This is a genomic window from Bradyrhizobium sp. USDA 327 (assembly GCF_041262065.1).
Lineage (GTDB): Bacteria > Pseudomonadota > Alphaproteobacteria > Rhizobiales > Xanthobacteraceae > Bradyrhizobium > Bradyrhizobium liaoningense.
Window position 1 is genome coordinate 2,757,405 of record NZ_JBGCCW010000001.1, and the last position, 26,999, is coordinate 2,784,403.

The 26,999-nt window shown below is 64.0% G+C and carries 27 protein-coding genes; 18 read left to right on the forward strand and 9 right to left on the reverse strand.

Annotated elements, in window-relative coordinates; translation table 11 throughout:
- Positions 1 to 62 precede the first annotated feature (62 nt).
- The 7 genes from sufB to ABIA42_RS12580 all read left to right on the forward strand — a co-directional run bounded on the left by sufB (position 63) and on the right by ABIA42_RS12580 (position 6,448).
- Positions 63 to 1,559 carry a Fe-S cluster assembly protein SufB gene (gene sufB, locus ABIA42_RS12550; RefSeq protein WP_271530578.1) on the forward strand — a complete coding sequence of 499 codons (1,497 nt, stop codon included), beginning with the start codon at positions 63 to 65 and terminating at the stop codon, positions 1,557 to 1,559.
- Between the two features lie 130 nt (positions 1,560 to 1,689).
- Positions 1,690 to 2,439, forward strand: a complete 750-nt coding sequence (sufC, locus tag ABIA42_RS12555) for a Fe-S cluster assembly ATPase SufC (protein WP_035675958.1) — start codon at positions 1,690 to 1,692, stop codon at positions 2,437 to 2,439.
- A 12-nt stretch (positions 2,440 to 2,451) separates the two neighbouring features.
- Complete coding sequence (gene sufD / locus ABIA42_RS12560; protein WP_271530579.1) at positions 2,452 to 3,756, forward strand: Fe-S cluster assembly protein SufD; 1,305 nt, start codon at positions 2,452 to 2,454, stop codon at positions 3,754 to 3,756.
- The gene (locus ABIA42_RS12565; protein ID WP_370113331.1) at positions 3,753 to 5,000 is read left to right on the forward strand and encodes a cysteine desulfurase; all 1,248 of its coding nucleotides are present in this window, start codon (positions 3,753 to 3,755) and stop codon (positions 4,998 to 5,000) included. The genes sufD and ABIA42_RS12565 overlap by 4 nt, the downstream gene beginning before the upstream one ends.
- On the forward strand, positions 4,997 to 5,368 hold the full coding sequence (locus ABIA42_RS12570) for an SUF system Fe-S cluster assembly protein (protein ID WP_028177247.1): 372 nt from the start codon (positions 4,997 to 4,999) through the stop codon (positions 5,366 to 5,368). Before ABIA42_RS12565 ends, ABIA42_RS12570 begins: the two co-directional genes overlap by 4 nt.
- Before the next feature lie 48 nt (positions 5,369 to 5,416).
- A complete protein-coding gene (locus tag ABIA42_RS12575; protein WP_271530581.1) occupies positions 5,417 to 5,827 on the forward strand; it encodes an iron-sulfur cluster assembly accessory protein in 411 nt (136 codons plus the stop codon).
- A gap of 159 nt (positions 5,828 to 5,986) precedes the next feature.
- A complete protein-coding gene (locus ABIA42_RS12580) occupies positions 5,987 to 6,448 on the forward strand; it encodes a TfoX/Sxy family protein (RefSeq protein WP_370113328.1) in 462 nt (153 codons plus the stop codon).
- Positions 6,449 to 6,493: 45 nt separating this feature from the next.
- On the opposite strand, the gene fabA is transcribed toward ABIA42_RS12580, so the two are convergent.
- The 4 genes from fabA to ABIA42_RS12600 form a co-directional block, all read right to left on the reverse strand.
- The gene (gene fabA / locus ABIA42_RS12585) at positions 6,494 to 7,024 is read right to left on the reverse strand and encodes a bifunctional 3-hydroxydecanoyl-ACP dehydratase/trans-2-decenoyl-ACP isomerase (protein WP_370113326.1); all 531 of its coding nucleotides are present in this window, start codon (positions 7,022 to 7,024) and stop codon (positions 6,494 to 6,496) included.
- Between the two features lie 183 nt (positions 7,025 to 7,207).
- The gene (locus ABIA42_RS12590) at positions 7,208 to 8,275 is read right to left on the reverse strand and encodes a GGDEF domain-containing protein (RefSeq protein WP_370113324.1); all 1,068 of its coding nucleotides are present in this window, start codon (positions 8,273 to 8,275) and stop codon (positions 7,208 to 7,210) included.
- Between the two features lie 165 nt (positions 8,276 to 8,440).
- Positions 8,441 to 9,955 (reverse strand): DEAD/DEAH box helicase, encoded by a 1,515-nt coding sequence (locus ABIA42_RS12595; RefSeq protein ID WP_370113322.1) that lies wholly within the window; start codon positions 9,953 to 9,955, stop codon positions 8,441 to 8,443.
- A 298-nt stretch (positions 9,956 to 10,253) separates the two neighbouring features.
- Positions 10,254 to 11,234: a helix-turn-helix domain-containing protein gene (locus tag ABIA42_RS12600; protein WP_370113320.1), complete on the reverse strand. Its 981-nt coding sequence runs from the start codon at positions 11,232 to 11,234 to the stop codon at positions 10,254 to 10,256.
- 199 nt (positions 11,235 to 11,433) lie between these two features.
- On the opposite strand from ABIA42_RS12600, the gene ABIA42_RS12605 reads away from it, so the two are divergent.
- The 5 genes from ABIA42_RS12605 to ABIA42_RS12625 all read left to right on the forward strand — a co-directional run bounded on the left by ABIA42_RS12605 (position 11,434) and on the right by ABIA42_RS12625 (position 16,091).
- Positions 11,434 to 12,948 carry a caspase domain-containing protein gene (locus ABIA42_RS12605; protein WP_370113318.1) on the forward strand — a complete coding sequence of 505 codons (1,515 nt, stop codon included), beginning with the start codon at positions 11,434 to 11,436 and terminating at the stop codon, positions 12,946 to 12,948.
- A gap of 84 nt (positions 12,949 to 13,032) precedes the next feature.
- A complete protein-coding gene (locus ABIA42_RS12610) occupies positions 13,033 to 13,248 on the forward strand; it encodes a hypothetical protein (RefSeq protein ID WP_370113316.1) in 216 nt (71 codons plus the stop codon).
- A gap of 79 nt (positions 13,249 to 13,327) precedes the next feature.
- On the forward strand, positions 13,328 to 13,741 hold the full coding sequence (locus ABIA42_RS12615) for a hypothetical protein (protein ID WP_370113314.1): 414 nt from the start codon (positions 13,328 to 13,330) through the stop codon (positions 13,739 to 13,741).
- A gap of 156 nt (positions 13,742 to 13,897) precedes the next feature.
- Positions 13,898 to 15,145: an FAD-dependent oxidoreductase gene (locus tag ABIA42_RS12620; RefSeq protein ID WP_370113312.1), complete on the forward strand. Its 1,248-nt coding sequence runs from the start codon at positions 13,898 to 13,900 to the stop codon at positions 15,143 to 15,145.
- 178 nt (positions 15,146 to 15,323) lie between these two features.
- Positions 15,324 to 16,091 carry an outer membrane protein gene (locus tag ABIA42_RS12625; protein WP_370113310.1) on the forward strand — a complete coding sequence of 256 codons (768 nt, stop codon included), beginning with the start codon at positions 15,324 to 15,326 and terminating at the stop codon, positions 16,089 to 16,091.
- Positions 16,092 to 16,202: 111 nt separating this feature from the next.
- On the opposite strand, the gene ABIA42_RS12630 is transcribed toward ABIA42_RS12625, so the two are convergent.
- From ABIA42_RS12630 to parE, 4 genes are all read right to left on the reverse strand, one after another.
- On the reverse strand, positions 16,203 to 16,973 hold the full coding sequence (locus ABIA42_RS12630) for an SDR family NAD(P)-dependent oxidoreductase (RefSeq protein WP_370113308.1): 771 nt from the start codon (positions 16,971 to 16,973) through the stop codon (positions 16,203 to 16,205).
- A gap of 21 nt (positions 16,974 to 16,994) precedes the next feature.
- Positions 16,995 to 17,180: a hypothetical protein gene (locus tag ABIA42_RS12635; RefSeq protein ID WP_028177579.1), complete on the reverse strand. Its 186-nt coding sequence runs from the start codon at positions 17,178 to 17,180 to the stop codon at positions 16,995 to 16,997.
- Between the two features lie 313 nt (positions 17,181 to 17,493).
- Positions 17,494 to 18,276: an outer membrane protein gene (locus tag ABIA42_RS12640; RefSeq protein WP_370113306.1), complete on the reverse strand. Its 783-nt coding sequence runs from the start codon at positions 18,274 to 18,276 to the stop codon at positions 17,494 to 17,496.
- A 479-nt stretch (positions 18,277 to 18,755) separates the two neighbouring features.
- Entirely contained in the window at positions 18,756 to 20,798 is a 2,043-nt protein-coding gene (parE, locus tag ABIA42_RS12645) for a DNA topoisomerase IV subunit B (RefSeq protein WP_370113304.1), read from the reverse strand.
- 274 nt (positions 20,799 to 21,072) lie between these two features.
- Between parE and ABIA42_RS12650 the strand changes: the two genes are divergently transcribed.
- From ABIA42_RS12650 to ABIA42_RS12675, 6 genes are all read left to right on the forward strand, one after another.
- A complete protein-coding gene (locus ABIA42_RS12650; protein WP_239623433.1) occupies positions 21,073 to 21,603 on the forward strand; it encodes a DedA family protein in 531 nt (176 codons plus the stop codon).
- 225 nt (positions 21,604 to 21,828) lie between these two features.
- Positions 21,829 to 22,494 (forward strand): FMN-binding negative transcriptional regulator, encoded by a 666-nt coding sequence (locus tag ABIA42_RS12655; protein ID WP_370113302.1) that lies wholly within the window; start codon positions 21,829 to 21,831, stop codon positions 22,492 to 22,494.
- On the forward strand, positions 22,491 to 23,477 hold the full coding sequence (argC, locus tag ABIA42_RS12660) for an N-acetyl-gamma-glutamyl-phosphate reductase (protein WP_370113300.1): 987 nt from the start codon (positions 22,491 to 22,493) through the stop codon (positions 23,475 to 23,477). Before ABIA42_RS12655 ends, argC (ABIA42_RS12660) begins: the two co-directional genes overlap by 4 nt.
- A gap of 96 nt (positions 23,478 to 23,573) precedes the next feature.
- Positions 23,574 to 24,620 carry an N-acetyl-gamma-glutamyl-phosphate reductase gene (gene argC, locus ABIA42_RS12665; RefSeq protein ID WP_035678946.1) on the forward strand — a complete coding sequence of 349 codons (1,047 nt, stop codon included), beginning with the start codon at positions 23,574 to 23,576 and terminating at the stop codon, positions 24,618 to 24,620.
- A 123-nt stretch (positions 24,621 to 24,743) separates the two neighbouring features.
- Positions 24,744 to 25,873, forward strand: a protein-coding gene (locus ABIA42_RS12670) for an IS3-like element ISRj2 family transposase (RefSeq protein WP_109866565.1) whose coding sequence is annotated in 2 segments (ribosomal slippage) — positions 24,744 to 24,996 and positions 24,996 to 25,873 — 1,131 coding nt in all. Because the reading frame shifts where the segments join, the coding sequence is not laid out codon by codon here.
- Between the two features lie 107 nt (positions 25,874 to 25,980).
- Complete coding sequence (locus tag ABIA42_RS12675) at positions 25,981 to 26,595, forward strand: class I SAM-dependent methyltransferase (protein WP_370123505.1); 615 nt, start codon at positions 25,981 to 25,983, stop codon at positions 26,593 to 26,595.
- 3 nt (positions 26,596 to 26,598) lie between these two features.
- Here the strand turns inward: ABIA42_RS12675 and ABIA42_RS12680 are convergent, their stop codons facing one another.
- Positions 26,599 to 26,997, reverse strand: coding sequence for an MAPEG family protein (locus ABIA42_RS12680; RefSeq protein WP_370113297.1), 399 nt, complete (start codon positions 26,995 to 26,997; stop codon positions 26,599 to 26,601).
- Between the last annotated feature and the right edge of the window lie 2 nt (positions 26,998 to 26,999).

Genomic DNA, 26,999 nt, shown 5'->3' on the forward strand with positions numbered 1-26,999 from the left:
TATCGTAATACTCGACCGAGTTTGATCCACCGCGGTCCTTGAAACCGCGAGCGGAGGATGAAATGCCAGCCGTACAAGAGACGGTCGAGCGCGTGAAGCGCATCGACGTCGACCAGTATCGTTATGGGTTTGAGACCCTGATCGAGTCCGACAAGGCCCCCAAGGGGCTGTCGGAAGACACCGTCAAGTTCATCTCCGAGAAGAAGAACGAGCCCGCCTGGATGCTCCAGTGGCGGCTGGAAGCCTATCGGCGCTGGCTGACTATGACGGAGCCGACCTGGGCCCGCGTCGACTATCCCAAGATCGACTTCCAGGATCTCTATTACTATTCGGCGCCGAAGCCGAAGAAGACGATCACCTCGCTCGACGAGATCGATCCGGAGATCCTGAAGACCTACGAGAAGCTCGGCATCCCCTTGCGGGAAGTCGCCATGCTCGAAGGCGTCGAGCCCAAGGTGGGCGAGGAAGATCCGGCCCGCCGCAAGATCGCGGTCGATGCGGTGTTCGACTCGGTCTCTGTGGCCACCACGTTCAAGGCCGAGCTGAAGAAGGCCGGCGTGATCTTCATGCCGATCTCGGAGGCGATCCGCGAGCATCCTGAGTTGGTGCAGAAGTATCTCGGCTCGGTGGTTCCGACCTCGGACAATTTCTACGCGACGCTGAACTCGGCGGTGTTCTCCGACGGCTCGTTCGTCTACGTGCCGCCGGGCGTGCGCTGCCCGATGGAGCTGTCGACCTATTTCCGCATCAACGAGCGCAACACCGGCCAGTTCGAGCGCACGCTGATCATCGCCGACAAGGGCTCCTACGTCTCCTATCTCGAAGGCTGCACCGCGCCGCAGCGCGACGAGAACCAGCTCCACGCCGCCGTGGTCGAACTCGTCGCGCATGACGATGCCGAGATCAAATATTCGACGGTGCAGAACTGGTACCCCGGCAATTCGGAAGGCAAGGGCGGCATCTACAATTTCGTCACCAAGCGTGGCGACTGCCGCGGCAACAATTCCAAGATCTCCTGGACCCAGGTCGAGACCGGGTCCGCGATCACCTGGAAATATCCGAGCTGCATCCTGCGCGGCGACAATTCGCGCGGCGAGTTCTATTCGATCGCGATCTCGAACGGCTATCAGCAGGTCGACAGCGGCACCAAGATGATCCATCTCGGCAAGAACACCACGAGCCGGATCATCTCCAAGGGCATCGCCGCCGGCAAGTCGCAGAACACCTATCGCGGCCTCGTCACGGCGCACCGGAAAGCGACCGGCGCACGCAACTTCACCGCCTGCGATTCGCTGCTGATCGGCGACAAATGCGGCGCGCACACCGTGCCGTACATCGAGGCGAAGAACTCGTCGGCGACGTTCGAGCACGAGGCGACCACCTCGAAGATCTCCGAGGACGTGCTGTTCTACTGCATCCAGCGCGGGCTCAGCCAGGAAGAGGCGGTCGGTCTCGTCGTCAACGGCTTCGTCAAGGACGTGCTGCAGCAGCTGCCCATGGAATTCGCCGTGGAAGCGCAGAAGCTGATCTCGATCTCGCTCGAAGGGTCGGTCGGCTAGCTCCGGCCTCATCCTGAGGAGGCCGCGCAAGCGGCCGTCTCGAAGGATGGATTTCGGAAAGATTGGTGGCCTCAGTCCTTCGAGACGCGCCTGCGGCGCTCCTCAGGATGAGGAGATAGATGGAAACAAGATGGCTTTGCTTGAAGTGAAAGACCTCAAGGTTCGTGTCGAGGAGCGTGAGATCCTCCATGGGTTGACGCTGACCGTGAACGAAGGTGAGGTGCACGCGATCATGGGGCCGAACGGCTCCGGCAAGTCGACGCTCTCGCACGTCATCGCCGGCAAGCCCGGCTATGAGGTCACCGACGGTCAGATCCTGTTCAAAGGCGAGGACCTCCTGGAGATGGCGCCGGAGGAGCGCGCCGCGAAGGGCGTGTTCCTGGCATTTCAGTATCCGGTCGAGATTCCCGGCGTTGCCACCATGACCTTCCTGCGCACCGCGCTCAACGCGCAGCGCAAGGCGCGCGGCGAGAGCGAATATTCGACGCCTGATTTCCTGAAGAAGGTCCGTGAAGTCTCGAAGTCGCTGAACATCCCGCAGGACATGCTCAAGCGCGGCGTCAATGTCGGCTTCTCCGGCGGCGAGAAGAAGCGCAACGAGGTGCTGCAGATGGCGCTGTTCGAGCCGAGCCTGTGCATCCTCGACGAGATGGATTCCGGCCTCGACATCGACGCGCTGCGCATCGCGGCCGACGGCGTCAACGCGCTGCGCTCGCCCAAGCGCGCGATGGTCGTCATCACCCACTATCAGCGGCTGCTGAACTACATCGTGCCCGACGTCGTGCACGTGATGTCGAGGGGCCGCGTCGTGAAGAGCGGCGGCAAGGAGCTGGCGCTGGAGCTGGAAGCGTCCGGTTACGCCCAGTTCGAGGCCGCGTAAGGATTGGTTGCAATGAACGTTGCTGTGGCAAAGACCGGAAGCGGCCGCGCGGTGAGCGATCTCTTCGCCAGCGCCGAAGGCCGCTTGCCGGGATCGCCTGATGTGATCGCGGCGCGCCGCGAGGCGTTCGAGAGCTATGAGCGTCTCGGCCTGCCGCATCGCCGGATCGAGGAATGGAAATACACCGATCTGCGTGCGCTGGTCGGTGAGGTGCTGCCGCTAGCGGCCGCACCCGATGCGGCCGCGCTGAAGCGCGCTGCGGAGGCCGTGAACGCGCATGGGATCGCAGGCGCCTGCAAGCTGGTGCTGGTCGACGGCGTTTTCGCGGCCGAGCTCTCCGACGTGAAGGCGCTCGCATCCGAAGTGAGCCTCACGACGCTGCGGGAGGCGCTGGAGAAGGATGCCGGCCTCCTGAAGACCGTATCCACCGATGCCGTGATCGCGCTGAACGCGGCGCTGGCGACCGACGGCGTGGTGCTGTCGATTGCGGATGGTGCGCAGCTGTCTGCGCCGGTCCAGATCATCCATGTGGCGACTGCCGCTGCGGCCTCGGCCTTCACTCGCTCGCAAGTGAAAGTCGGGAAGGGCGCCCGCGCCACCATCATCGAAAGTTTCGTCGCGGCCGGTGCAAGGACCTACCAGGTCAATGACGCCGTGCTTGTGACGGTCGGCGACGACGCCGACGTCGCCCATATCCGTCTGATGGACGATGCGCCCGATGCGGTGAACATCACCTCGCAGTTCGTCACCGTCGGTGCCAACACCAAGCTCAATTTCTTTAACATGACCATCGGCGCAGCTGTCAGCCGGCTGCAAGGTTTCATCACGCTGGCGGGCGAGGGCAGCGAGCTCTCGATCAACGGCGTGAACCTGTTGCAGAAGACCGAGCATGGCGACACCACGCTGGTCGTCGACCATGCCGTGCCGAACTGCGTTAGCCGCGAGATCTTCCGCGCGGTGGTCGACGATCGCGCCCATTCGGTGTTCCAGGGCCGCATCATCGTCCGTCCCGACGCGCAGAAGACCGACGGCAAGATGATGACGCGCGCGCTGCTGCTCTCGGACGAGGCCGAGGCCGACAACAAGCCCGAGCTCGAGATCTTCGCCGACGACGTCTCCTGCGGCCACGGCGCCACCGCCGGCGCGCTGGACGACACCTTGTTGTTCTATCTGAAGGCCCGCGGCCTGCCGGAGAAGCAGGCCCAGGCGCTGCTGATCCAGGCCTTCGTGGGCGAGGCGATCGAGCAGATCGCCGACGATGGTTTGCGCGAGCATGTGATCGGCATGGCCGAGCGCTGGCTGGAGCGGCGGTCATGAGCACGCATCCGGCGGTCAAGAACGGCGCTTATGACGTCGCGCGCGTGCGCCAGGATTTCCCGGCGCTCGCTTTGCAGGTCTACGGCAAGAAGCTGGTCTATCTCGACAACGCGGCATCCGCGCAGAAGCCGCAGTCGGTGCTCGACCGCATGACGCAGGCCTACACGAGCGAATACGCCAACGTGCATCGCGGCCTGCACTATCTCGCCAATGCCGCGACCGAAGCGTACGAGGGCGGCCGCACCAAGGTCGCGCAGTTCATCAACGCGCCGCGTACGGAAGAAGTGATCTTCACCCGCAACGCGACGGAGGCGATCAACCTGGTCGCCTCGTCTTGGGGCGGGCCGAACATCGGGGAAGGCGACGAGGTCGTCATCTCGATCATGGAGCACCACTCCAACATTGTTCCCTGGCATTTCCTCAGGGAACGCCAGGGTGCCGTGATCAAGTGGGCGCCGGTCGACGACGAGGGCAATTTCCTCATCGACGAGTTCGAGAAGCTGCTGACGCCGAAGACCAAGCTGGTCGCGATTACGCAGATGTCGAACGCGCTCGGCACCATCGTGCCGGTCAAGGACGTCGTCAAGATCGCCCATGCCCGCGGCGTTCCGGTGCTGGTCGACGGCAGCCAGGGCGCGGTGCATCTGCCGGTCGACGTCCAGGACATCGGCTGCGATTTCTACGTCTTCACCGGTCACAAAGTGTATGGCCCGACCGGCATCGGCGTGCTCTGGGCCAAGTACGACCATCTCGTCGCGATGCGCCCCTACAATGGCGGCGGCGAGATGATCCGCGAGGTCTCGCGCGACATCGTCACCTACGGCGACCCGCCCCACAAGTTCGAAGCCGGCACCCCGCCAATCGTCGAGGCCGTCGGCCTTGGCGCCGCCATCGACTATGTCAATTCGATCGGCAAGGAGCGCATCGCCGCGCACGAGCACGATCTCACCACCTATGCCCAGGAACGCCTGCGCGAGATCAACTCGCTGCGGCTGATCGGCACGGCGCGGGGCAAGGGCCCGGTGATCTCCTTCGAGCTCAAGGGCGCGCATGCCCATGACGTCGCCACCGTGATCGACCGCCAGGGCATCGCGGTGCGCGCCGGCACCCATTGCGTGATGCCGCTTTTAGAGCGGTTCAACGTGACCGCGACGTGCCGGGCCTCGTTCGGCATGTATAATACTCGGGAAGAAGTCGATCATCTGGCACAGGCGCTGCTGAAAGCGCGGGATTTGTTCGCATGAGTGACACGGCCGAAATCAAAGCCAATCCGATGGAGACCCATTCGGCGCTGCCGCCGGAGGAGACCGAGCGTCTGACCACCGAGATCATCGCCGGGCTCAAGACCGTCTTCGATCCGGAGATTCCGGCCGACATCTACGAGCTCGGCCTGATCTACAAGGTCGAGATCAAGGACGACCGCTCGGTCGACGTGCTGATGACGCTGACGACGCCGAACTGCCCGGCCGCCGGCGAACTGCCGACCATGGTCGAGAACGCGGTCGCCAGCGTCCCTGGCGTCGGCGTGGTCGACGTCAAGGTCGTCTGGGAGCCGCCGTGGTCGCCGGAACGCATGAGCGACGAGGCGCGGCTCGTGCTCAACATGTGGTGACGCCACCACGGGCATTGAATTCGCGCCGCAACGGACCACATCACTGATATGACCCAAATTTCGTCAGGCTCGACACCAGCATCCACTCCGAAGCCACGGCGGCCGCGCCCGCAGGTAATGAGGCTGACGGACGCCGCCGCCCAGCGCATCAGCGAGCTGACCCAGCGTGCCGATTCCGAGATCGTAGGTCTCCGCGTCGGCGTGAAGAATGGCGGCTGTGCCGGTCAGTCCTACTCGGTCGAATACGCCCACGAGATCCGGCCGACCGACGAGGTCGTCGAGGACAAGGGCGTCAAGATCCTCGTCGATCCCAAGGCCGTGCTGTTCCTGCTCGGCACCGAGATGGACTACAAGGCCGACAAGATGCAGGCCCAGTTCGTCTTCAACAATCCCAACCAGGTCTCCGCCTGCGGCTGCGGCGAATCGGTCGAACTGCGTCCGGCCAAGATCGACGGATAGCGTCTTCTCAATAACTCTCGTGTCCCGGACGCGCAGCAGCGCCCTTGCGCTGCTGCGCAGAGCCGCGACCCACGTTATAGTGATGGATGCAGAAGACTGGGCCTCGGCTCAGCAGCGCATCGTTACACGCTGCGTTGCGTCCGGGGCACGAGGGTGCGTATGGACCGCGAATTCCTGATCGACCTGTTCGCCGATTTCGGCCCTGTCACCATCCGCAAGATGTTCTCGGGCTACGGCATCTCCGCCGACGGTGTCAATTTCGCGCTGTCCTTGCGCGCCGGCCTGTTCTTCCGCGCCGACGAGTCGACCATTCCGGACTTCGAGGCCGAAGGCTCAAAGCCGTTCCAGTATTCGACCCGCGCCAAGACCGTGGTGGTTCATTCCTACTGGGAGTTGCCAGCACGCCTGTTCGATGATTCCGCAGAGCTTGCACAATGGGCGAGGGCGGCCCTCGCCGCGGCTCAACGCGCCAAGGTGAAGAAGCGGCCTAAGGCGAAGACGGCGGCGGCAAAGAAAACGAAGCCGAAGAAGCCCGTTGCGAAGAAGCGGCCGGCCAGGAAGACCGCCAAGAAGGCGGTTGGCGCGGTGGGCAAAGCAAAGCGTGCCCGCCGTTCAGGATAGAGATGACAGGCATGGCTTGCGCGCCTATGCCGACTCTACGAGCATTCAATCCACGGCCTTGGTCAGTCCGACTCTCATGTCCTTGGCGGTGAACACGCAAACGCCATCGGCAAGCACTTGGCCATCGGCAATTCCGAGCACCAGCTTGCCGCGGCGGACCATGCGCATGGCGACCTCGTAACGCACGCGTTTCGTGTCCGGTGTGACGGTGCCCGTGCACTCCACCTCGCCGACGCCGATGGCGCGGCCCTTGCCCGGCGAGCCTGACCAGCCAAGCCAGTAGCCGATCATCTGCCACATGGCGTCGAGACCCAAGGAGGCCGGCATCATCGGGTCGCCGTGGAAATGGCAATCGAAGAACCAGTGGCCCGGCGCGATGTCGAACTCGCCGACGATATGGCCCTTGCCGTATGCGCCACCGTCCATGCTGATCTCGGTGATGCGGTCCATCATCAGCATCGGCGGCGCCGGCAATTGCGCATTGCCTGGGCCGAAATAGCCGCCTTCGCTCGATCGCAGCAGTTCGTCCTTGGTGTAGGACGGTTGCGGCGTATGGAAATCGTGAGGATTGGACAAGACGACATGTCCTTTGCGGGCCCGGGTACAGGAGGCCGATGATGCAGCTTCAGATGTCGTTCGTCACGGAAGAGTTTCAAGCGGCTGCCGCGTAGGACGGGCAAAGCGACTCGTCGGCCGTAGCTCCCAGAGCGAAGGCGGGCCCGACAACCGACATAGCCCGATCGGGAGCATTGCGAAAACCTACGCCACGCGGCTGGGTGTCTCGGCCGCGTATTCCGGATCGGCTTCGCAGATCACGCGGTTGCGGCCATTGCGCTTGGCTGCGTAGAGGCAGGCATCCGCACGCTCGATCAGCGCGTCGGTGTCGTCGCCCTCCTTGAGCATGGAGACGCCGACGGAGATGGTGACGCGGCCGAGGATCTCGCCCGTCGACTTCTTCTTCAATTCCTTCGACATCACGGCGCGACGGATGTGGTCGGCCACCGTGAGAGCCTGGCGCAGCGCGGTGTTGGGCAGCACGACCGCGAATTCCTCGCCGCCATAGCGTGCGGTGATATCCTGGCCCTTGATGGTCTGCTTCATCGAAAGGCCGACGAGCCGCAGTACCTGGTCGCCGGTGAGATGGCCGTAGGAATCGTTGAACGACTTGAAGTGATCGATGTCGAACAGCAGCAGCGACAGCGGCTCGCCCGAGGCGAGCGCGTTCTGCACGGCCATGCCGATCATGCGGTCGAAATATTTGCGGTTGCCGAGGCCGGTGAGGGGATCGGTCAGGCTCTCGGCGCGGATCGCTTCCAGGCTCTGCTGGAGATTGCTGATCTCGTTCTTCGACAGCGTGAGCCGGTCTTCCAGCGCCTTGTTGGTCTCGCGCATCTCGCTGGTCGAGCGCAGCAGGGCCTCGACGATCGCCTTGAGCTGGTCGCGGTTCTTGGCCGACGACAATTTCTCGGTCGCGCCCGACAGGCTGGCGTCGTAGGCGCTGGTCATGCCGAGCGCGTCGCCCAAGACCTTCATCACGTCGTCGATCTCGCCGATGACGCGCGCGCCGACCTTGTCGATGCGGTCGGTGGTCTTGATGTGGGAGAGATAGGTCTCGTAGATCTGCTCGAGATCGGCTTCGGTCAGCTTGCCGCTGCGCGCCAGCGTTTCGTTGATGATCTTGTTGAGCGGCGCGTTGTAGCCGGTGGCGTAGACGTACCAGATCTCGTAATTGCGGGGAATTGCCGTCTGCCGAAGCGATCGGATCTGACCGAGCGCCACCTCGGCGAACGCCATCGTGCGTTCGTGTTCATCGAGCACCTTGATCACAGAACATACCCCACAGCGGTCGGCGCGCCCCCGACCGCAGCAATGCTTAAATTATGTTCGTAGGCTAACGGACGATCGTGAACGCCCCGTAAATATACGTTCACGAGGGCGTCTAATAAAGTGTGCGGCGGGTTTGCTCAACCGGAATCTGGAGCGCGTCGCGCTTCAGGCGCCGGCAGGGGAGCGTACCGGCCGCAGCAGAAACGCCGGCAGATGCGAGTGATCGCCCGGCTCGGTGTCGACTTCGCGCTGGCGGCGCGGCTCCGGGCGGCCGATCGAGGGTACATGCGAGATGTTGGCCTGCTGGCGCGCCTCGCGACGCGGCTCAGCCCGGCGCTTGTCGTCGGACCGATGCCGTGATTCGGCGGGCTGTCGCACCTCCGAAGAAGGCCTCGATTCAGAGGCATGTCTTGCCTCGCCTCGCGCCTCGCGCGGCTCGACGCTGCGCTCACGGTCGCGGCCGCGCTGCGGCTTGCCGCGACCGCCGCGTGAACGTTCACGGCCGCGCTGCTCGCGCGGACGCTCGCTCGCATCGGATGCCTCGGCCGGGACTTCGTAATCACCTTCGACGCGCGGAATGCTCTGGCCGATCAGCTTTTCGATCGCGACCATCGACTTCTGGTCGAGTGGTGTCACGATCGAGATCGCGGTGCCGGTGCGGCCGGCGCGACCGGTGCGGCCGATACGATGAACGTAGTCGTCGGCGTGATGGGGAACGTCGAAATTGAAGACGTGGCTGACCTCGGGAATATCGAGGCCGCGGGCGGCGACGTCGGAGGCGACGAGCAGCGGCAGCTCACCCTTTCGGAACTGTTCGAGTGCCGCCGTGCGGGCCGACTGGTCCATGTCGCCGTGCAGCGCGCCGACGCTGAAGCCGTGCTTCTGAAGCGACTTGTGAACGATGGCGACCTCGCGCTTGCGATTGCAGAAGATGATCGCGTTCTTGAGGTCCTTGGCCTCCCGCAGCAGGCGGCGAAGCAGCTCGCGCTTCTCGTGCGCCTCGCGTCCGGCAGGCACCTGGGCTTGCGTGACGGTGACGGCGGTGGTGGCGGGCCGGGAGACCTCGATCTTCTGCGGATTGTGCAGGAAGGCTTCGGTGATGCGCCGGATTTCCGGCGGCATGGTCGCGGTGAAGAACAGGGTCTGCCGCGTGAACGGGACGAGCTTGCAGATGCGCTCGATGTCGGGAATGAAGCCCATATCCAGCATGCGATCGGCTTCGTCGATGACGAGCAGCTCGACCCCGGTGAGGAGCAGGCCGCCGCGCTCGGTGTGATCGAGCAGGCGGCCGGGGGTTGCGATCAGCACGTCGACGCCGCGCATCAGCTTGGCATCCTGATCGCCGAAGGAGACGCCGCCGATCAGGAGGGCGACGTTGAGTTTCTGGCCAGCGCCGTAGCGGTCGAAGTTTTCCTTCACCTGCGCCGCAAGCTCGCGGGTCGGCTCGAGGATCAGGGTGCGCGGCATGCGCGCCCGGGCTCTGCCCTTCTCGAGGATGGTGAGCATCGGCAGCACGAAGGCCGCGGTCTTGCCGGTGCCGGTCTGGGCGATGCCGAGCACGTCCTTGCGTGCGAGGACGTGAGGGATCGCCTGTTCCTGGATGGGGGTGGGAGTGGTGTAACCGGTAGCCGCCACTGCGGCGAGGACTTTTTCGGACAGTCCGAGATTTGAAAAGGACATTGAGCCTCTGGTCGAAACCGCCGTTCGGAATCGAGGGTAATAAGGCTGTCGCGTTCCACCCCGAAACGGCGCGCTCTCGAAGAAGCTGGGGGTGCTGACTCACGCGAACAAAGCGCAAGGCTCAGGAATCGCTCGTCGATCTGAGCCGCGTCGCACTGGAACATAGGGGGGAATTGGCCAAAGTCAATGGAGCAGGCGCGGGAAGGCCCTAAAAAACCTGAGGTTTTTGCCCAAATCGCGGGCGCGGCTGGGATTTTCTGCTCTGCCCGTCGGTCCGGCGGCAATCGCTAGACGACGGCTAAAGGCCATCCGAACCCCTGGCCCGGAAGTCGCCGGGCGCCATGCCATAGGCGGCGTTGAAGACCCGGTAGTAGGTCGCCAGGCTTTCGAAACCGCAGGACGTCGCGATGTCGGCGATCAGCCGCTCCGGCGCCTCGCGCATCAGGCGGCGGCTCCGTTTCAGGCGCTCGTCGGTCACGGTCTGCGAGAAGCTCTTCTCGGCTGTCTCGAACAGCATGTGCAGGTGACGCACGGACACGCCGAGCAGGTCGGCCACCATGGTCGGCGCCAGGTTTGGGTTTTGCAGGTGGCGTGCGATCAGGCGCCGGGCCTGCGACAGGCGGGCCGTTCGCAGCGCGGCCTGGCCGCGCCGGCTGCCGGGCCGCACGATGCCGCGCTCGATCAGCGCCAGATGGGCCAAAGCTTGAACCAGGGAGGTCTGGACGAGAGGGGGCGCATCCGCTGCGGCAGCATCATCCGCAGCGGCCTCGCCGAGATCGGCAAAGCAGGCAGCGAGCAGGGGCGCCAGGGTTGGATCGTTGAACGTCCGGGGCGCAAGCTCGCGCATGCGCTTATCCTGCGTCGGGATGCTGCTCACGGGAATCTTCAGGATCCGCAGGTGGAAGCCCCCGGAGCCCTGTGGCGCGGTGCGGTAAGGCAGGTCGGTATGGCTGGTGGCGAAGCTGCCGTTGGCGATGGAAAAGTCGCTTGCGCGCATGCCGCCGAACCAGCCACCGCTGCCGAGTTGCTGGTAGACGCAGATTGCGTCACCCGGGGCGTTGGCGATGTCGGACGTGCTGCGCTCGACCGCGTAGGGCGAGGCCTTCAGCTCGACGAGGCCGGCCCCGCCAAGCTGGCGCAGCGAGAATTCGCCGAAGAAGTTCGTTCGCCGTTCGCGCTCGAGCTCGGCGGTAACGCCGAACAATCCCTTGGCGCGCACCTCGCGCCAATACTCGAAGCGGTCGTGTGGCTCCACCTCGTCCGTACACCAGCGAAACACGGCTGCCCCTCACTTCCGGCGAAATCGTCCAAGAAGAACCAGATTCCAACGCAATCTGCCAGAGCCAGATCGAGGAATCGGCGCCCAGGGCCCTTGAACCGTCGTTGCCTCTGGGCCGACTATCACACAGCGGCAGGGGATCCCGTGAACTGCTGTTCGAAGGAACCGGCGCAGGGCCGTTCTGCAGGGAAATTTTGCGATGACGCGTCGGCTTTTCGGAATTCTGGCGGCCCTTGGCCTCGCGGCGAGCCTGAGCGGCTTCGCAGCGCCTGCCTATGCCGAGAAGCGCGTCGCGCTCGTCGTCGGCAACAACGACTACAGGAACGTCCCGAAGCTGCTCAAGGCCGTCAACGACGCCCGCACCATGGGCGACACGCTGAAGCAGCTCGGTTTCTCGGTAATGGTCGCGGAGAACCAGAGCCGGCAGCAATTCTCGGAGACGCTGCTCGCCTTCGACAAGGCAATCGAGCCCGGCGACACGGCGTTCTTTTTCTACGCCGGGCACGGCTTCGAGATCGCCGGCCAGAACTATCTGCTGCCGACCGACGTGCCGGCGGCGACCGAAGGTCAGGAAGAGCTGGTGCGTGACGCCTCGATCCTGGCCGACCGCATCGTCGAGCGCCTTCAGAACAAGAAGGTGCGGACCTCGATCCTGGTGTTCGACGCCTGCCGCAACAACCCGTTCGAGCGCAAGGGCACCCGCGCGGTCGCCGGCGGCGGCGGGCTCGCGCCGATGACGCAACTGCCCGAAGGCGTGTTCTCGGTGTTCTCGGCAGGACCTCGCCAGACCGCGCTCGATCGTCTGTCCAACGACGATACCAATCCGAATTCGGTGTTCACGCGCACTTTCGCCAAGGAGTTGCTCCAGCCCGGCGAGAACCTCGTCCAGGTGGCGCAACGCACGCGCCGTGCCGTCAGCGAAATGGCCGACACGGTCAAGCACAGGCAGGTGCCGGTCTATTTCGACCAGATGGTCGACGACGTCTTTCTCAGCGGCATGGCGAAGGATGTGGCCGCGCGTCCGGCCGATCCGCCGCCGCAGAAGCTTGCGGCACTGCCGCCGGTGTCGGTGCCACAGATGCCGAAGGAGGAGACCATCAACGCGCCGATCGCGAGCTTCTCGCGGCACAATGGCGGCTGGAGCGTTACGTTCTCCTTTGCCGACCCGACGCTCGGCATTTCCTGGCGTATGGCCGGCAAGGGCGATTTCCGCGAGACCGGATTCATCGACACGCTCGATCCGCGCACGCGCAAGCGGATGCCGAACCCGTCGATCGAGCTGCCGCCTGATGCGCAGGCCGGCACCATCGAGGTCCGCTATGTCGATCAGTCCGGCGAGATGCAGGGACCGTTCCCGATCAGGTTCGATCCCGAGGCCGCGTTGATCCGCGACCAGCGCAAGATCCTGGACATGACCGCGACGAGTTGGCTGTCGTTCCGCGAGTTCAACGGTCTGCTGGTCTATTACACCCACCTCGTGTCTTACCGCTGCGCCATCCGCGAGGTGCGCATCGGCATCGACACCGCCGTGCCCAACCAGGTGCTGAAGATGCCGTCTTGCGACATGCGCGATCCCAGCGCGGTCACCGCCGGCATGCCGCTCTACATGAAGCTCGCGCCAAGCACGCAGTCCGTCTCGGTGGAACTGACCTACCGGGACGGCAGCGTCTCGGAGATCAAGAGTTTTCGTAGCGCGAACCGCAGTAATTATTGATGCGCTGTTCAGCCTGACGGGATCAGCCTACGGAGTGGACGAACTTAAATCGGACAGGCCAAGGTGGAAGTGCTAGAGCCAGGGATGACAAAATTCATCATCGTCGCGCTCGTTACGACGCTTCCGGTGCTGGCCCAAACGAATCCAGCCCCCACAGCGCCGCCACTCACCGACCGTGAACGCGTCCAGGTGGACCGCGCGAAGGCCGCCGAGGATGAGAAGCTGGCTCCGATCACGCGACCCTGGGATCGCGACGCCGACGGCAAGCGCCCATGGGAACGGAAGTCGTCGAAGCCCTGAGGCAAGCGAACGTCGATCTCCCGCGGAAGGAACAACTCATTGGTCACCTGGATTGTCTGTCAAACCAGGGAGACGATTCATGATCCGCAAATCCATCTTCGTAACCATCGCTTGTGCCGCGCTGTCGACGGCCGCCTTTGCGCAAGGGGGAGGTGGAGCCGGCGGCGGTGGTGCGGGCGGCGGTGCCGGCGCGGGTACCGGTGGCGCCAGCGCGGGATCTGCGGCCAGCTCAGGCGCCGGAATGGGCACGTCATCCAGCAGCGCCAACTCGGGGCCGTCGGCTCCCTCGGGAATGGGGACGCATGGCACCACGACCGGAGCGAACGTCAATACTAACAACAGCCTGAACAATCCGAACGTTCAGCCCCCGACCACGACCGGGAAGACGCCCGCGGCGGCGCAAGCCGAGCGAAACTCGGGTGTCGGTCATGCGCCCAATGGGTTGCCGATCGGCAGTCCGGGCACCGGGACCAGCAACGAGGACCAGAAATAGTCATCCTGGTTTCAGGCAAAGGCTCGCGCTCTGCGGGCGTTGGTGCTGCTGCGAACCGACCGCGGCGGGCTATTGCTGCAAATTGAGACTGCCTTCGGACTGAATCGCGCTAGTATCGTCAGGCATATCTTGATCGATACTTGAATCGCGGCGGCAATGACATCCGACCGACAACCAAACCGCACCATGAAGGTCCGCTGCTGCGTCGTCGGCGGCGGGCCGGCGGGCATGATGCTCGGCTATCTCCTGGGGCGGGCCGGCATTGACGTGGTGGTGCTGGAGAAGCATGCGGATTTCTTCCGCGACTTCCGCGGCGACACCGTGCATCCCTCGACGCTTCAGGTGATGGACGAGCTCGGCCTGATCGACGGCTTCCTGAAGCTGCCGCATCAGCGCTTGCAGAAGATGGACGGCTTGTTCGGCGGCACGCCGGTGCGCATTGCCGATCTCAGCCGGCTCCATACCAAATACCCCTTCATCGCCTTCATGCCGCAATGGGACTTCCTGAACTTCCTGCGCGAGGCCGGGCGGCGCTTTGCCTCGCTCGAGGTGATGATGAGTACGGAGGCGGTCGATCTGATCCGCCGCGGCGGGACCGTCGCCGGGGTGCGGGCGAAAACGCCTGACGGCAACATCGACATCGAGGCCGATCTCACCATTGCCTGCGACGGCCGGCATTCGACCGTGCGCGAGCGCGCCGGCCTCGAGGTCGAGGAGATCGGCGCGCCGATGGATGTGCTCTGGTTCCGCGCCGGCCGTAGACCCGACGAGACCGAGAACGTGTTCGCGCGGGTTGAGCCCGGCAAGATGATGATCACGTTCGACCGCGGCGACTATTGGCAATGCGCCTATGTCATCGCCAAAGGACAATACGAAGCGGTGAAGGCGAGGGGATTGCAGGCGTTGCTCGACGACGTCGTGCGCATGGCGCCGATCCTTCGATCCGGCATCACTGATGTGAAGAGCTTTGACGATATCAAGCTGCTCACGGTCGCGATCAACCGCCTCAAGCGCTGGACGCAGCCGGGCCTGCTGTGCATCGGCGACGCCGCGCATGCGATGTCGCCGGTCGGCGGCGTCGGCGTCAATCTCGCCGTGCAGGACGCAGTCGCGACCGCCAATCTGCTGGCGGACAAGCTTCAGCGCGGCTGCCCGACCGAGGACGAGCTCGATGCTATCAGGCGCCGACGCGAATTTCCGGTGAAGATGACGCAAGCAATGCAGGTGATCGTGCAGAACAACATCATCAGCGGCGCCTTGCAGGGCAGCGATCGGCCGCTCAAAGTGCCGCTGGTCGTGCGCCTCGTCACCGCGCTGCCGTGGCTTCAGGGCATTCCGGCGCGCCTGCTTGCGCTCGGCGTGCGGCCCGAGCACGTGCATTCGAGGGCCGCACCGGGATACTAGCGTAGGACTTGGTAGGGATAACGCCGTGCTAAATCGCGCGTGGCGCGTTGCGCGTCTGCAACAGCGCCGACGCATTCTCGGGCCGATGCGTGCTCATCCGCCACGTTAACCGTGTTGATTTCATTTTTAGTAAGAGCCGTCTGTGACCGTGCGCCCATCAAAGGACACGGGGTGTACCATGCGTAGTAAATTGATTGCCGCCTTCGCCTGCACGACAGCTCTGGTTTCGACCGGCGCGGCTTCCGCCGCCGATCTCGGTGCGCGCTACACGAAGGCGCCCGCCTATGTCGAGCCGCTGTTCAACTGGACCGGCTTCTATGTCGGCGGCCATATCGGTGGCGCCTGGACCAACGAGCAGTTCACCAACAACGGGACCGGCGCGCCGTTCGGCGATCTTTCGCCGGGTGATGGCTTCCGTCAGCGCAACTCGGGCATCATGGGTGGCGCCCAGATCGGCTACAACTGGCAGGCCAACAACTACGTGTTCGGCGTGGAAGGGACGATCTCCGGCCTCGACAACAAGGGCACGGTCGTCAACAACGTGTTTGGCGCCGCGGACGACGTGTTCTCCTGGCGCGCCAACGTGCTCGCGACCGTCGTCGGTCGCGCCGGCTTCGCCGTGCAGAACAACCTGTTCTATGTCAAGGGCGGCTATGCCGGCGTGAACAACCGTCTCTCGGTCTCCGACACCGTCGGTGTGGCGACGGGTTCGGGCGAGCAGACTCACTGGGCCAACGGCTGGACCGTCGGCGCCGGCTGGGAATACGGCGTCACCCGCAACTGGATCGTCGGCCTCGAATACAACTATGCGGCCTTCGGCAGCCAGACCTATCAGCTCGGCGGCACCTCGGGTAACTACACCTTCGATGCCAAGCCGCGCGATATCCAATGGGCCGTCGTGCGCGCGAGCTACAAGTTCGACGCGCCGACCATCGGCCGCTACTGAGCACGTCGACGCAACGCGACCAACGATCAAGAAAAGCACTGCAAATTTCGAAAGCCCCGGCCTGGTCCGGGGCTTCTTTTTTGTGTCGTTTGATTGCGGGCGCGCCCGGCCTCAGGCCATTACCGAGAAGCCCCCGTCGACGGGGATCGCTGTGCCCGTGACGAAGTTCGACGCGGGCGAGGCGAGGAACACGGCGATGCCGGCGAAGTCGTCGATGTCGCCCCAACGCCCCGCAGGCGTGCGCGCCAGCACGCGCTCGTGCAGCCCCGACACCTGCTGCCGCGCGCCGCGGGTGAGGTCGGTGTCGATCCAGCCCGGCAGGATGGCGTTGACCTGGATGTTGTCGGGCGCCCAGGCGTTGGCGCAGGCGCGGGTGTACTGCACGATGCCGCCCTTGCTTGCGGCATAGGCCGTCGCGAAGCTCGCGCCGAAGATCGACATCATCGAACCGATATTGATCACCTTGCCGTTGCCGGACGCCTTCAGCGCCGGGTAGGCCAGCTTCGAGCACACGAAGGCGCTGGTGAGGTTGGTGTCTATCACCTTGTTCCATTCGTCGAGCTCGAGCTCGTGCGGCGGCTTGCGGATGCTCATGCCGGCATTGTTGATGAGCACGTCGATGCGGCCGAGGTCCCCGACGACGCGCTCGATCATCGCAGCGACCGCCGCCTTGTCGGTCACGTCGGTGGTGACGGCGATCGCCTGCACGCCGCGCTGCCTGAGATCGGACACGGCGGCGGCGGACTTGGTCTCGTTGCGTCCGACCACGGCGATATCGGCGCCGGCGTCGGCAAGGCCGCGCGCCATGCCGAGGCCGATGCCACCATTGCCTCCCGTGACGATCGCGACCTTGCCGCGAAGATCGAACCGGCTGGATGTCATGCTTTCATTCCCTGGTTTATCTTATTGATGACTCTGCCAGATCAGCACCAGCCCGAAGCCGGCCATGGCTGCGCCATAGCCGGCCCATTGCAGCTGGTTGACCATGAAGCTCGATCGCGGCCACGGAACGGCGCCCGTGCCCTGTCCGATCCAGAGCAGCCCGACGGCAGTCGCAAGCAGGCCTGCGACCAGCAGAAATCTGCGCATGGATTCCCTCCCATCGGTCCGCTCCTGTCAGCGGTGCGGCGATGAAGGATCGCCGCGCCGCGAAAGCTTGAGCCCACACTAACCGTAGCTTCGGTGTGGATACAATGGCGGCACCGGCGCAAGCTGCCGGCGGGGAGGAAGCGTGTCCCTGGAAAGGCAATTTCGCGGCTGGGCGATCGGCCGTGCCTATTGGTTGGCGAGCGAAACCAGGCTCGTCGACGCGTGCAAATTATTGAAGGTGGGCGTGGTTGCCCGGCCCAAACGAAAAAGCCCCGGCGATCCCGGGGCTTTGACGTTTGATCGTGAGATCGGATCAGTACTTCGCGACGACCGGACCGGTCCAGTTGAAGCGGTAGACCAGCGAGGTCGAGATCGTCTGGTTCCAGCTGTTGGCACGGATGCTGTTGCCCACCGGAAGGTTGGTGCCGTCGAACAGTTCGTCCTGAGTCTTGGCATTGTAGAAGGCCGAACGATACTCGGTCTTCATGAACCAGCCGGGCGACGTGATGCCGAAGATGTTCAGGCTGTTCTCGACGCCGCCGCCCACGAACCAGCCATGCCGATCGTAGCTGCTGAGATGGACGCCCACGGGAGTGCCGCCCAGCGTGGTGAAGTTGGTCTGTCCGAAGTGAGCGCCCGAGTAACCGCCGTTGACGTAGGAGAGAACGTTCGGGGCGACCAGCCAACCGAGGCGAACACCCGCGGCCCAGGAGGTTTCCAGCTTCTGGTTGCCGGTGATGCCGAGGGTCGGATCCTGGATGGTGGCGCGGATGCTGCCGAACTGACCGTCGGCGAACACACCAGCGACCCAGGTGCCGCTGAACTGCCAGTCGTAGCCGGCGCCAACGGTGCCGAACCAGCCCGAACCGCCCTGGCGCTGGGTGATCGTCAGCGGGGTGCCCGTGCCGGTGTCGACAACGCTCTGGTCGGCATTCGAAAGGCCGCCGCCGCCACCGCCGAACACGTAGAAGCCGGTCCAGTTGGCAACGGGCGCCGGCATCGGGGCCTTCACGTAGGGACGGGCGCCAAGGTCAGCCGCCGAGGCCGAACCGGTCATCGCCGCAACCGCGGTCAGAGCGAGCAAAGTCTTCTTCATGTTAAAATCCCCAACCTTGGTCTGTCGTAGCAGGCGCGAGCGCGCTGAAGTTCGTGTCATCTGATGGTCGGACTATAGACGGTTCTCGCCGAAATGCTGTTGCCGGGCAGGCACAGTCGCCGGAAAACGCCGGTGCTGGGGTATTTCGAAGGCTGTTGCTCGAATCCGTAATAGTCCATATCTTTCAATATGTTGTTTGGGGTCTCAAGACTTCGGTTTCGGGTAACTTGTCGTTAGCAAATCCGGCTTTGTTCGAAATGGAGGCAATCCTGGCTCGGCGTTTGAGTTCCTGAGTCGATGGCCGAGTCGCCCGGTCCGGCGCGAATCGAGTCGTCCGCGCCGTGGCCGACTTGGAGGAGCCAAAAAGCAAAAAGCCCCGGCCGAGGCCGGGGCTGGTTTTCGAAGAAGCGGCGGCGCGGTCCTTCGCCACCGCCGGACCACTGAGCTTGTAGCTGGCGTGCCCGGCACGGACCAATCCCTCAGACGTCCAGCAGCTCTTCGCTGGCAAATTCGGCCTTGTCCGAGATGAAGGCGAAGCGCGCCTCGGCCTTGGTGCCCATCAGTCGTTCCACCGAATCCGCGGTGGTGTCGCGGTCGTCGGCGAGCAGGACCACCTTGAGCAGCGTCCGCTTGCTTGGATCCATGGTGGTCTCCTTGAGCTGCGCCGGCATCATCTCGCCGAGACCTTTGAAGCGGTTCACCTCAACCTTGGCGTTGGCGTTGAACGCGGTCTTGATCAGCTCGTCCTTGTGCTTGTCGTCGCGGGCGTAGACCGATTTGGTGCCGTGCGTGAGCTTGTAGAGCGGCGGCACGGCGAGGAAGAGGTGGCCCTCGTCGATCAGCCGCGGCATCTGCCGATAGAAGAAGGTGATCAGGAGCGAGGCGATGTGCGCGCCGTCGACGTCGGCATCGGTCATGATGATGATGCGCTGGTAGCGCAGATCCTCCTCGCGGTACTGCGCCAGCGTTCCGCAGCCGATCGCCTGCACGAGGTCGGCGAGCTGGGCGTTCGCCGTCAGCTTGTCCTTGCCGGCAGAAGCGACGTTGAGGATCTTGCCGCGCAGGGGCAGCACGGCCTGGGTCTTGCGGTCGCGCGCCTGCTTGGCGCTACCGCCGGCCGAGTCTCCCTCGACGATGAACAGCTCCGAGCCATCGGTGCCGGCGTCGGTGCAGTCGGCGAGCTTGCCGGGTAGGCGCAGCTTCTTGCCGGCGGTTTTTCGCGCGGTCTCTTTCTCTTGCCGCCGCCGCAGCCGTTCTTCGGCGCGGTCGATCACGAAGTCGAGCAGCCGGTTGGCCATGTTCGGATTGCCCGACAGCCAATGGTCGAACGGATCCTTCATCGCCTGCTCGACGATGCGCTGCGCCTCTGCAGTGGCGAGGCGATCCTTGGTCTGGCCCTGGAATTCCGGCTCGCGCACGAACACCGACAGCATCACGGCGGCGCCGACCATCACATCTTCCGAGGTGACGGAGGCCGCGCGCTTGCCCTGGCCGACGCGCTCGGCGTGATCCTTCAGGCCGCGCAAAAGCGCGCTGCGCAGGCCGGATTCGTGCGTGCCGCCATCCGGCGTCGGCACGGTGTTGGTGTAGGAGGAGAGGAATCCGTCGGCATCCGCGGTCCAGGCCACAGCCCATTCGCAGGCGCCATGCGCGCCGTTGCGGCCCGACTTGCCCGAGAAGATGTCGGGATGCACCAGCGTGTCGGCGTGGATCGCCGCGGCGAGATAATCCTTGAGGCCGCCGGGGAAGTGGAACGTCGCTTCGGCCGGCACGTCCTCGATGCCCTTGAGCAGCTCGGGCGCGCAGTTCCAGCGGATCTCGACGCCACCGAACAGATACGCTTTCGAGCGCGTCATCTTGAACAGGCGCTGCGGCTTGAACGCGGCCTTGGCGCCGAAAATATCGGTGTCGGGCTTGAAGCGCACCCGCGTGCCGCGGCGGTTGTTGATCTTGCCGAGGTCCTCGAGCTTGCCCTTCGGGTGGCCGCGCTCGAACGTCATGCGGTAGAGTTTCTGGCTGCGCGCGACCTCGACCTCGAGACGCGAGGAGAGGGCGTTCACCACGGAGATGCCGACGCCGTGCAGGCCGCCCGAGGTCTCGTAGACCTTGCTGTCGAACTTGCCGCCCGAATGCAGCGTGCACATGATGACTTCGAGTGCCGACTTCTTCGGGAATTTCGGATGAGGATCGACCGGGATGCCGCGGCCGTTGTCGGTCACGGTCAGGAACCCGTCCGCGCTCAGATCGACCTCGATGAAGGTCGCGTGCCCGGCGAGCGCCTCGTCCATCGAGTTGTCGATGACTTCGGCGAACAGATGATGCAGCGCCTTCTCGTCGGTGCCGCCGATATACATGCCAGGCCGGCGACGCACCGGTTCCAGGCCTTCGAGCACCTCGATGTCGGCTGCCGTGTAATCGGCTTCGCCGCCGCTTCCGCGCGGCGCCGCCTTGGCGGCACGAGGTTTCGGCTCGTCGCCGCCGAAAAAGTCGTCTTTTGCTTTAGGCTTCAACTGCTTGGACATATATCTTGATGCGTTTTGAGGGGCCGCATGGGCGGCGAATCGGTTGGGCCGACTATGCCACTTCTGCCTTGGAAAGGTTACCGCGTCGGGGCCGGCGGTGTGGGTTGGGAGCCAATCCCGGCGATTTTACGCCGCAGGGCCCACAAGTTCCCGGCAATTTGACGGTTCGCTAGGCGTCATGTCGGGTTTTGTGACTTGATGTCACACAAGTCCTTGGCTTACCAGTCCTTTTCATCGAGCAGCACCTTGAGACGGGGCGGGAAGGCTATTTTTGATGGAGCAATTTGCGCACGCCCTGGCCGATTTCGTGCGCGTTCACCAGGCCTGGGCGGCACCGATCGTGTTTCTGCTCGCCTTCGGGGAGTCGCTTGCGTTCATCTCGTTGCTGGTTCCGGCCTGGGGCGCGCTGGTGGCCATCGGTGCGCTGATCGGGGCCAGCGGCATCAGTTTCTTTCCGGTCTGGATTGCCGGCGGCCTTGGCGCGGCGCTGGGCGACTGGGTCTCCTACTGGTTCGGCTACCGCTACAAGGAGAGGGTTGCCCAGATGTGGCCGCTCTCGCGCTATCCCGACCTGCTGCCCAGAGGCGAGGCTTTCGTGCGCAGCTGGGGCATACCCAGCATCTTCATCGGGCGCTTCTTCGGCCCCTTGCGCGCCTCCGTGCCGCTTGCGGCCGGCATCTTCGAGATGCCTTATTGGAGCTTCCAGGCCGCCAATTTCGTCTCGGCCCTGATCTGGTCCGCCGTGCTCCTGTTGTTCGGCGACGTGCTCGCCAAGCTCATGGAATGGATCTGGCGCGTCATCTGACGCCGGCACCTTGACCGGAACCCGATCTGGCCTTATAGCCGCGCGCCATGATCAACGCCGCGACCATTCTGTTCGCCCGTCGCCGCCGCCGCTCTTCAGCGGTTTGGGCGGTCGATCGCGTTTGAGATCATCGTCTTTGCCGCTGGATCCGATCCGCGGCATTCTCTCTCCTGTCAGCGCGATCTGATCCGGCGGCCCCCCAAGGAGGCCCAGCAGGAGACCACGATGTACACGCCACCCTTTTTCAAGCAGGACCGCGCCGCGAGCCTGAAATTCGCCGAGGAGCGCGGCTTCGGGACCATGTGCGCCTTCGACGGCCACAAGCCCATCGCCTCGCCATTGCCGTTCTACCTGACCTATGCCGCTGACGGCACGCCGCAGGCCGCCTTTCATCTGGCCCGTCACAATCCGCTGCTAAAGCTGGCGGATGGTGCTGCGTCCTGGCTGCTCGCAGTCAACGGCCCAGATGCCTATGTATCGCCGGACTGGTACGTCTCGCCGGATCAGGTGCCGACCTGGCTCTACCAGTCGGTGCATCTGAGCGGGCCGGTGCGGCTGTTGTCGGATGACGAGCTGTCGGTGCAGGTCGACACGCTCAGCGAAAAGTTCGAGAGCTGGCTGTTGCCGAAGAAGCCATGGACGTCAGGCAAGATGACCGCCGGGCGGTTCGAGGCGATGAAGAAGGCGATCGTGGGCCTGGTCATGACGGTTGAAGAGGTCGAGGGCAGCTTCAAGCTCAACCAGCACAAATCGGACGCCGATTTCGCGGCGATCGCCAACGCGCTTGGCGCCGGTGACGCCGACGCAAGAGAGATTTCACGGTTGATGCGGCACACCCGGCCGCAGATCTTCGCAGACGATACGAACATGCTCGAAAGGAGCGCGCCATGAGCCTCGCTGAGACCACGAAAGCCTCGACCACGGGCGCGGCCAGGAAGCCCGCCACCGTCTTCGTCGACGGCGGCTCCGGCACCACAGGGCTCGGCATCAACGAGCGGCTGAAGCTCCAGAGCGATGTCGCGGTGAAGACCATTGCCGACGACAAGCGCAAGGACCCCGCGGCCAAGAAGGCGCTGATGGAGGAGGTGGACCTCGTCATCCTCTGCCTGCCCGACGATGCCGCCAGGGAAACCGTTGCGCTGGTCGACAGCATGGGCACGTCTGCGCCGAAGGTGCTGGACGCCTCGACTGCGTACCGGGTCGCGCCGGACTGGGCCTACGGCTTTCCCGAGCTGACGCCGGACCAGGCCGGCAGGATCAAGGCGGCGAAGAAGGTCTCCAATCCCGGCTGCTATCCGACCGGTGCGATCGCGCTGTTGCGGCCGATCGTCGATGCCGGCCTGCTGCCGCCTGATTATCCCGTCACCATCAACGCGGTGAGCGGCTATTCCGGTGGCGGCAAGTCGATGATCGCAAGCTTCGAGGATGGCAGCGCGCCGTCCTTCGAGCTCTATGGCCTCGGCTTCGAGCACAAGCATCTGCCGGAGATGCAGCTCTATTCCAACCTGACGCGGCGGCCGATCTTCATTCCCTCGGTCGGCAACTACCGGCAAGGCATGCTGGTCTCGGTGCCGCTGCAGCTCGACGCGCTGCCGGGCAAGATTGGCGGCGCCGACCTGCAAGCGGCGATGGCAAAGCGTTACGCCGGTTCGAAATACGTCAAGGTGATGCCGCTCCAGAACGAGGCGACCAAGGCCGGCCGACTCGAGCCGGAGGCGCTCAACGAGACCAACATGCTCGAACTCTACGTCTTCGCCAACGACAAGTACCATCAGGCGCTGCTGGTTGCCCGGCTCGACAATCTCGGCAAGGGCGCCTCCGGCGCAGCCGTGCAGAACATGCGGCTGATGCTGGGTTTGCCGACAAGTAGCTGATCGAGCGTTGCTCGCGAGGCCAGCCCGGTGGAGGAAGCGACGCTGCAACTTTCTACCCCGGCAAGACGATCCAATGACGCCTGAAAGGGACGCGTGATGAGCTCGAAGAAGATCGGCATTCTCGGCGCCTCCGGTTACACCGGGGCCGATGCGGTGCGCCTGTTGGCGCGGCATCCGGATGCCGAGATCGTCACGCTCACCGCCAACACCCACGCCGGCAAGTCGATGGGCGACGTGTTTCCGCATTTCTTCATGCTGAACCTGCCGAAACTGGTGGAATGGGAAAAGGTCGACTGGAGCAAGCTCGATGCGGTGTTCTGTGGGCTGCCGCACGGCACCACGCAGGAAATCATCGCCGCGGTCCTCAAGGCAAATCCCAAAATCAAGGTCCTCGACATGTCCGCCGATTTCAGGCTGCGGGACAAGAACACCTATGCGCAATGGTACGGCCACGAGCACCGGGCGCTCGAATTGCAGGCCGAAGCGGTCTATGGCCTGACCGAATTTTATCGCGAGGAGATCACATCGGCGCGGCTGGTCGCCTGTCCCGGCTGCTATCCCACGGCGGCGCTGCTCGCGCTGGTGCCGCTTGCGAAAGCCAAACTGATCGACATCGACGACATCGTCATCGACGCGAAATCGGGCGTCACCGGCGCCGGCCGCGGGCTGAAACAGAACACGTTGTTCAGCGAGGCGGGCGAGGGGCTGTCGCCCTATTCGGTCGGCACCCACCGGCACGCGCCCGAGATCGAGCAGGAGATCGGCGTCGCCGCCGGTTCCGCGGTGACGATCAACTTCACGCCGCATCTTATTCCGATGGCGCGCGGCGAACTCTGCACGTCCTATGTCAAGCTCAACGGCGCGACGCCGGACGATCTGCGAACCGTGCTGGAGCAGGCTTATGCCAACGAGCCCTTCGTGCATGTTGCCAGGAAGGGCGTGCTGCCGCAGACCCAGAATGTGCGCGGCTCCAACTATGTGCAGATCGGCGTCGTCGCCGACCGGATCAAGAACCGGGCGATCGTGATTTCCACGCTCGACAATCTGGTGAAGGGGTCGGCCGGGCAGGCGATCCAGAACATGAACCTGATGTTCGGGCTGCCCGAGACGACGGGGCTGGAGCAGATCGCGCTGTTCCCATGACACGAGGTACTGCGGTGGACGAAGCGACCTTGCAAAGAGCTGGCCCCGCAAATTCGGACAGTAGCTTGAGTGGATTTTCTGCCTGACAGCGGCGAGGATTCTTGCTGCGAATCAGGAGCGAAGATGACGAAGAAGAGCCGCCGGACGCATTCTCCGGCATTCAAGGCGAAGGTTGCTTTGGCTGCGGTCAAAGGAGACAAGACACTGGCGGAGCTGGCGCAACTGTTTGATGTTCATCCGAACCAGATCACGATCTGGAAAAACCAGCTCCTGGAAGGCGCCGCCGGCGTGTTTGGGCATGACAAGACATCGGCCGAGACGCCGGTCGATTTGAAGGCGTTGCATGCCAAGATCGGCGAGCTGGCGTTGGAAAACGATTTTTTGTCCGGCGCGCTCACCAAGGCGGGCCTGCTGAGCGCAAAGCGATGATCGACCGCGGTCATGATCTTTCTATCGTGCGCCAGGCGAAGGTCCTGAAGCTGGCTCGCAGCACGGTCTACTATGAACCTCGGCCAGTTTCGGCCGAGGACCTTGCCTTGATGCGTCGGCTCGATGAGCTGCATCTCGATTATCCCTTCGCGGGAGCGCGTATGCTGCGATCGTTGCTGCGGCGGGAGGGGGTATACGCCGGTCGCCGCCACATCGCGACGCTGATGAAGCGCATGGGGATCGAGGCGGTCTATCGTCGCCCGAACACGAGCAAGCCGGCTCCGGGTCACAAGATCTACCCGTACCTGTTGCGCGGATTGAAGATCGAGCGGCCCGACCATGCGTGGGCAATGGACATCACCTACATTCCGATGCGGCGTGGCTTCGTCTATCTCGCGGCGGTCGTCGATGTGTTCAGCCGACGGGTCCTGGCCCATCGCGTCTCGATCACAATGGAGGCGGCCTTCTGCGTCGAAGCGGTCCAGGAGGCGTTGGCGAAGCACGGCAGGCCCGCGATTTTCAACACGGACCAGGGCAGCCAGTTCACCAGCCTCGAGTTCACCGATGTGCTGCTGGACGCGAAGATCGCCATCAGCATGGATGGCAAGGGCGCCTGGCGCGACAACGTGTTTGTCGAGCGGCTCTGGCGCACGGTCAAATACGAAGAAGTTTATCTCCGCGCCTACGACAGCGTGTCCGAGGCGCGAGCGTCAATTGCCAAGTATCTGGCCTTCTACAATCAGGGACGCCCTCACTCGAGCCTTGACGGGCGCACGCCCGACGAGGCTTACTTCGGCACGCAAGCTATGGTGATGGCCGCATGACCGTCGCCGACGATTTTGTCGTCGCTCTGGTCGGGCTACGCCCTCCCGACGCAACGACAAAATCGTAAAGCCCCGCGTTCAGCATAACCCGGCAGGAATCCACTTAAATCCAGCGGGGCGCTGTCCAAACAACCGGGGCCAGCTCTCAATTCTACCGCGGCCATGCCGCGTCCTATGCTGGCTGGGCGAAGGCACCGTCGACGCGGCTGCTTGACTTCCTGGCCCTGCTGCCATCCGGCGTTGCGATCCTCGAGCTGGGCTGCGGCGCCGGCAATCATGCGGCGGTGATGCTGGCCGAAGGATTTTCGGTGCGCGCGACCGACGGTTCGCCTGAAATGGCCGAGATTGCCTCGCAGCGGCTCGGTCATCCCGTCGAGGCGATGCGGTTCGACCAGCTGGACGCGCAGGAGGCCTATGACGGCGTCTGGGCCAGTGCCTGTCTCCTGCACGTCCCGCGCGACGAGCTTGCCGGCATCCTCGGGCGCATTCATCGTGCGCTCAAGCCTTCAGGCGTGTTCTACGCCAGCTACAAGATGGGCGAGGGTGACGGTCGCGACAGCCTCGATCGCTACTACAACTATCCGCCGCGCGAATGGCTCGAGGCGACTTACGCTGGCGCAGGTCCGTGGATCACGCTGTCAGCCGAAACCAACGTGATCCAGAGTTTCGACAAGACGCCGGCAAACATGCTGCATCTCGTCGTTCGCAAGGTCGCGGCCTGATCTCTAGAAGATATTGAAGATCGCCAGCGCCAGCACGGCCTGCGCGAGGAAGCCGACGGTGAAGGCCAGGGTGCGGAACACCGGGATTCCCATCGTGTAGACGATGATATGTGCGACACGCGACCAGAAATAGACCGCGCAGGCGAGCACGGTCCATTTCGTGGAATAGTCGATCGCGTTCAGGATCAGCACCAGCGGGGCGAAGATCACGAGGTTCTCGACCGCGTTGTCATGCGCGAACATCAGCCGGTTCGCCCACTCCGCCTGCGGCTTGTCGCCGCGCGACGGGTTGGCCATGGCGCCGCTAAGCCCGCGAACCTGGCAGCGATTGATGGTGTAGGGAATCCAGAGGATCCCGGTCAGGATCACCGTCAGTGTCAGCCAGAACAATTCGCGCGTCATAG

Excerpts from the sequence above, each read along its gene's own strand:
- ABIA42_RS12655 (WP_370113302.1), top strand. The coding sequence starts at position 21,829 with ATGTACACGCCACCCTTTTTCAAGCAGGACCGCGCCGCGAGCCTGAAA.
- ABIA42_RS12605 (WP_370113318.1), top strand. The coding sequence starts at position 11,434 with ATGACGCGTCGGCTTTTCGGAATTCTGGCGGCCCTTGGCCTCGCGGCG.
- ABIA42_RS12570 (WP_028177247.1), top strand. The coding sequence starts at position 4,997 with ATGAGTGACACGGCCGAAATCAAAGCCAATCCGATGGAGACCCATTCG.
- parE (WP_370113304.1), bottom strand. The coding sequence starts at position 20,798 with ATGTCCAAGCAGTTGAAGCCTAAAGCAAAAGACGACTTTTTCGGCGGC.
- ABIA42_RS12565 (WP_370113331.1), top strand. The coding sequence starts at position 3,753 with ATGAGCACGCATCCGGCGGTCAAGAACGGCGCTTATGACGTCGCGCGC.
- ABIA42_RS12680 (WP_370113297.1), bottom strand. The coding sequence starts at position 26,997 with ATGACGCGCGAATTGTTCTGGCTGACACTGACGGTGATCCTGACCGGG.
- sufC (WP_035675958.1), top strand. The coding sequence starts at position 1,690 with ATGGCTTTGCTTGAAGTGAAAGACCTCAAGGTTCGTGTCGAGGAGCGT.
- ABIA42_RS12610 (WP_370113316.1), top strand. The coding sequence starts at position 13,033 with ATGACAAAATTCATCATCGTCGCGCTCGTTACGACGCTTCCGGTGCTG.
- ABIA42_RS12575 (WP_271530581.1), top strand. The coding sequence starts at position 5,417 with ATGACCCAAATTTCGTCAGGCTCGACACCAGCATCCACTCCGAAGCCA.
- ABIA42_RS12620 (WP_370113312.1), top strand. The coding sequence starts at position 13,898 with ATGACATCCGACCGACAACCAAACCGCACCATGAAGGTCCGCTGCTGC.
- ABIA42_RS12625 (WP_370113310.1), top strand. The coding sequence starts at position 15,324 with ATGCGTAGTAAATTGATTGCCGCCTTCGCCTGCACGACAGCTCTGGTT.
- argC (WP_370113300.1), top strand. The coding sequence starts at position 22,491 with ATGAGCCTCGCTGAGACCACGAAAGCCTCGACCACGGGCGCGGCCAGG.
- ABIA42_RS12615 (WP_370113314.1), top strand. The coding sequence starts at position 13,328 with ATGATCCGCAAATCCATCTTCGTAACCATCGCTTGTGCCGCGCTGTCG.
- sufB (WP_271530578.1), top strand. The coding sequence starts at position 63 with ATGCCAGCCGTACAAGAGACGGTCGAGCGCGTGAAGCGCATCGACGTC.
- ABIA42_RS12635 (WP_028177579.1), bottom strand. The coding sequence starts at position 17,180 with ATGCGCAGATTTCTGCTGGTCGCAGGCCTGCTTGCGACTGCCGTCGGG.
- ABIA42_RS12595 (WP_370113322.1), bottom strand. The coding sequence starts at position 9,955 with ATGTCCTTTTCAAATCTCGGACTGTCCGAAAAAGTCCTCGCCGCAGTG.
- sufD (WP_271530579.1), top strand. The coding sequence starts at position 2,452 with ATGAACGTTGCTGTGGCAAAGACCGGAAGCGGCCGCGCGGTGAGCGAT.
- ABIA42_RS12580 (WP_370113328.1), top strand. The coding sequence starts at position 5,987 with ATGGACCGCGAATTCCTGATCGACCTGTTCGCCGATTTCGGCCCTGTC.
- argC (WP_035678946.1), top strand. The coding sequence starts at position 23,574 with ATGAGCTCGAAGAAGATCGGCATTCTCGGCGCCTCCGGTTACACCGGG.
- ABIA42_RS12630 (WP_370113308.1), bottom strand. The coding sequence starts at position 16,973 with ATGACATCCAGCCGGTTCGATCTTCGCGGCAAGGTCGCGATCGTCACG.
- ABIA42_RS12650 (WP_239623433.1), top strand. The coding sequence starts at position 21,073 with ATGGAGCAATTTGCGCACGCCCTGGCCGATTTCGTGCGCGTTCACCAG.
- ABIA42_RS12640 (WP_370113306.1), bottom strand. The coding sequence starts at position 18,276 with ATGAAGAAGACTTTGCTCGCTCTGACCGCGGTTGCGGCGATGACCGGT.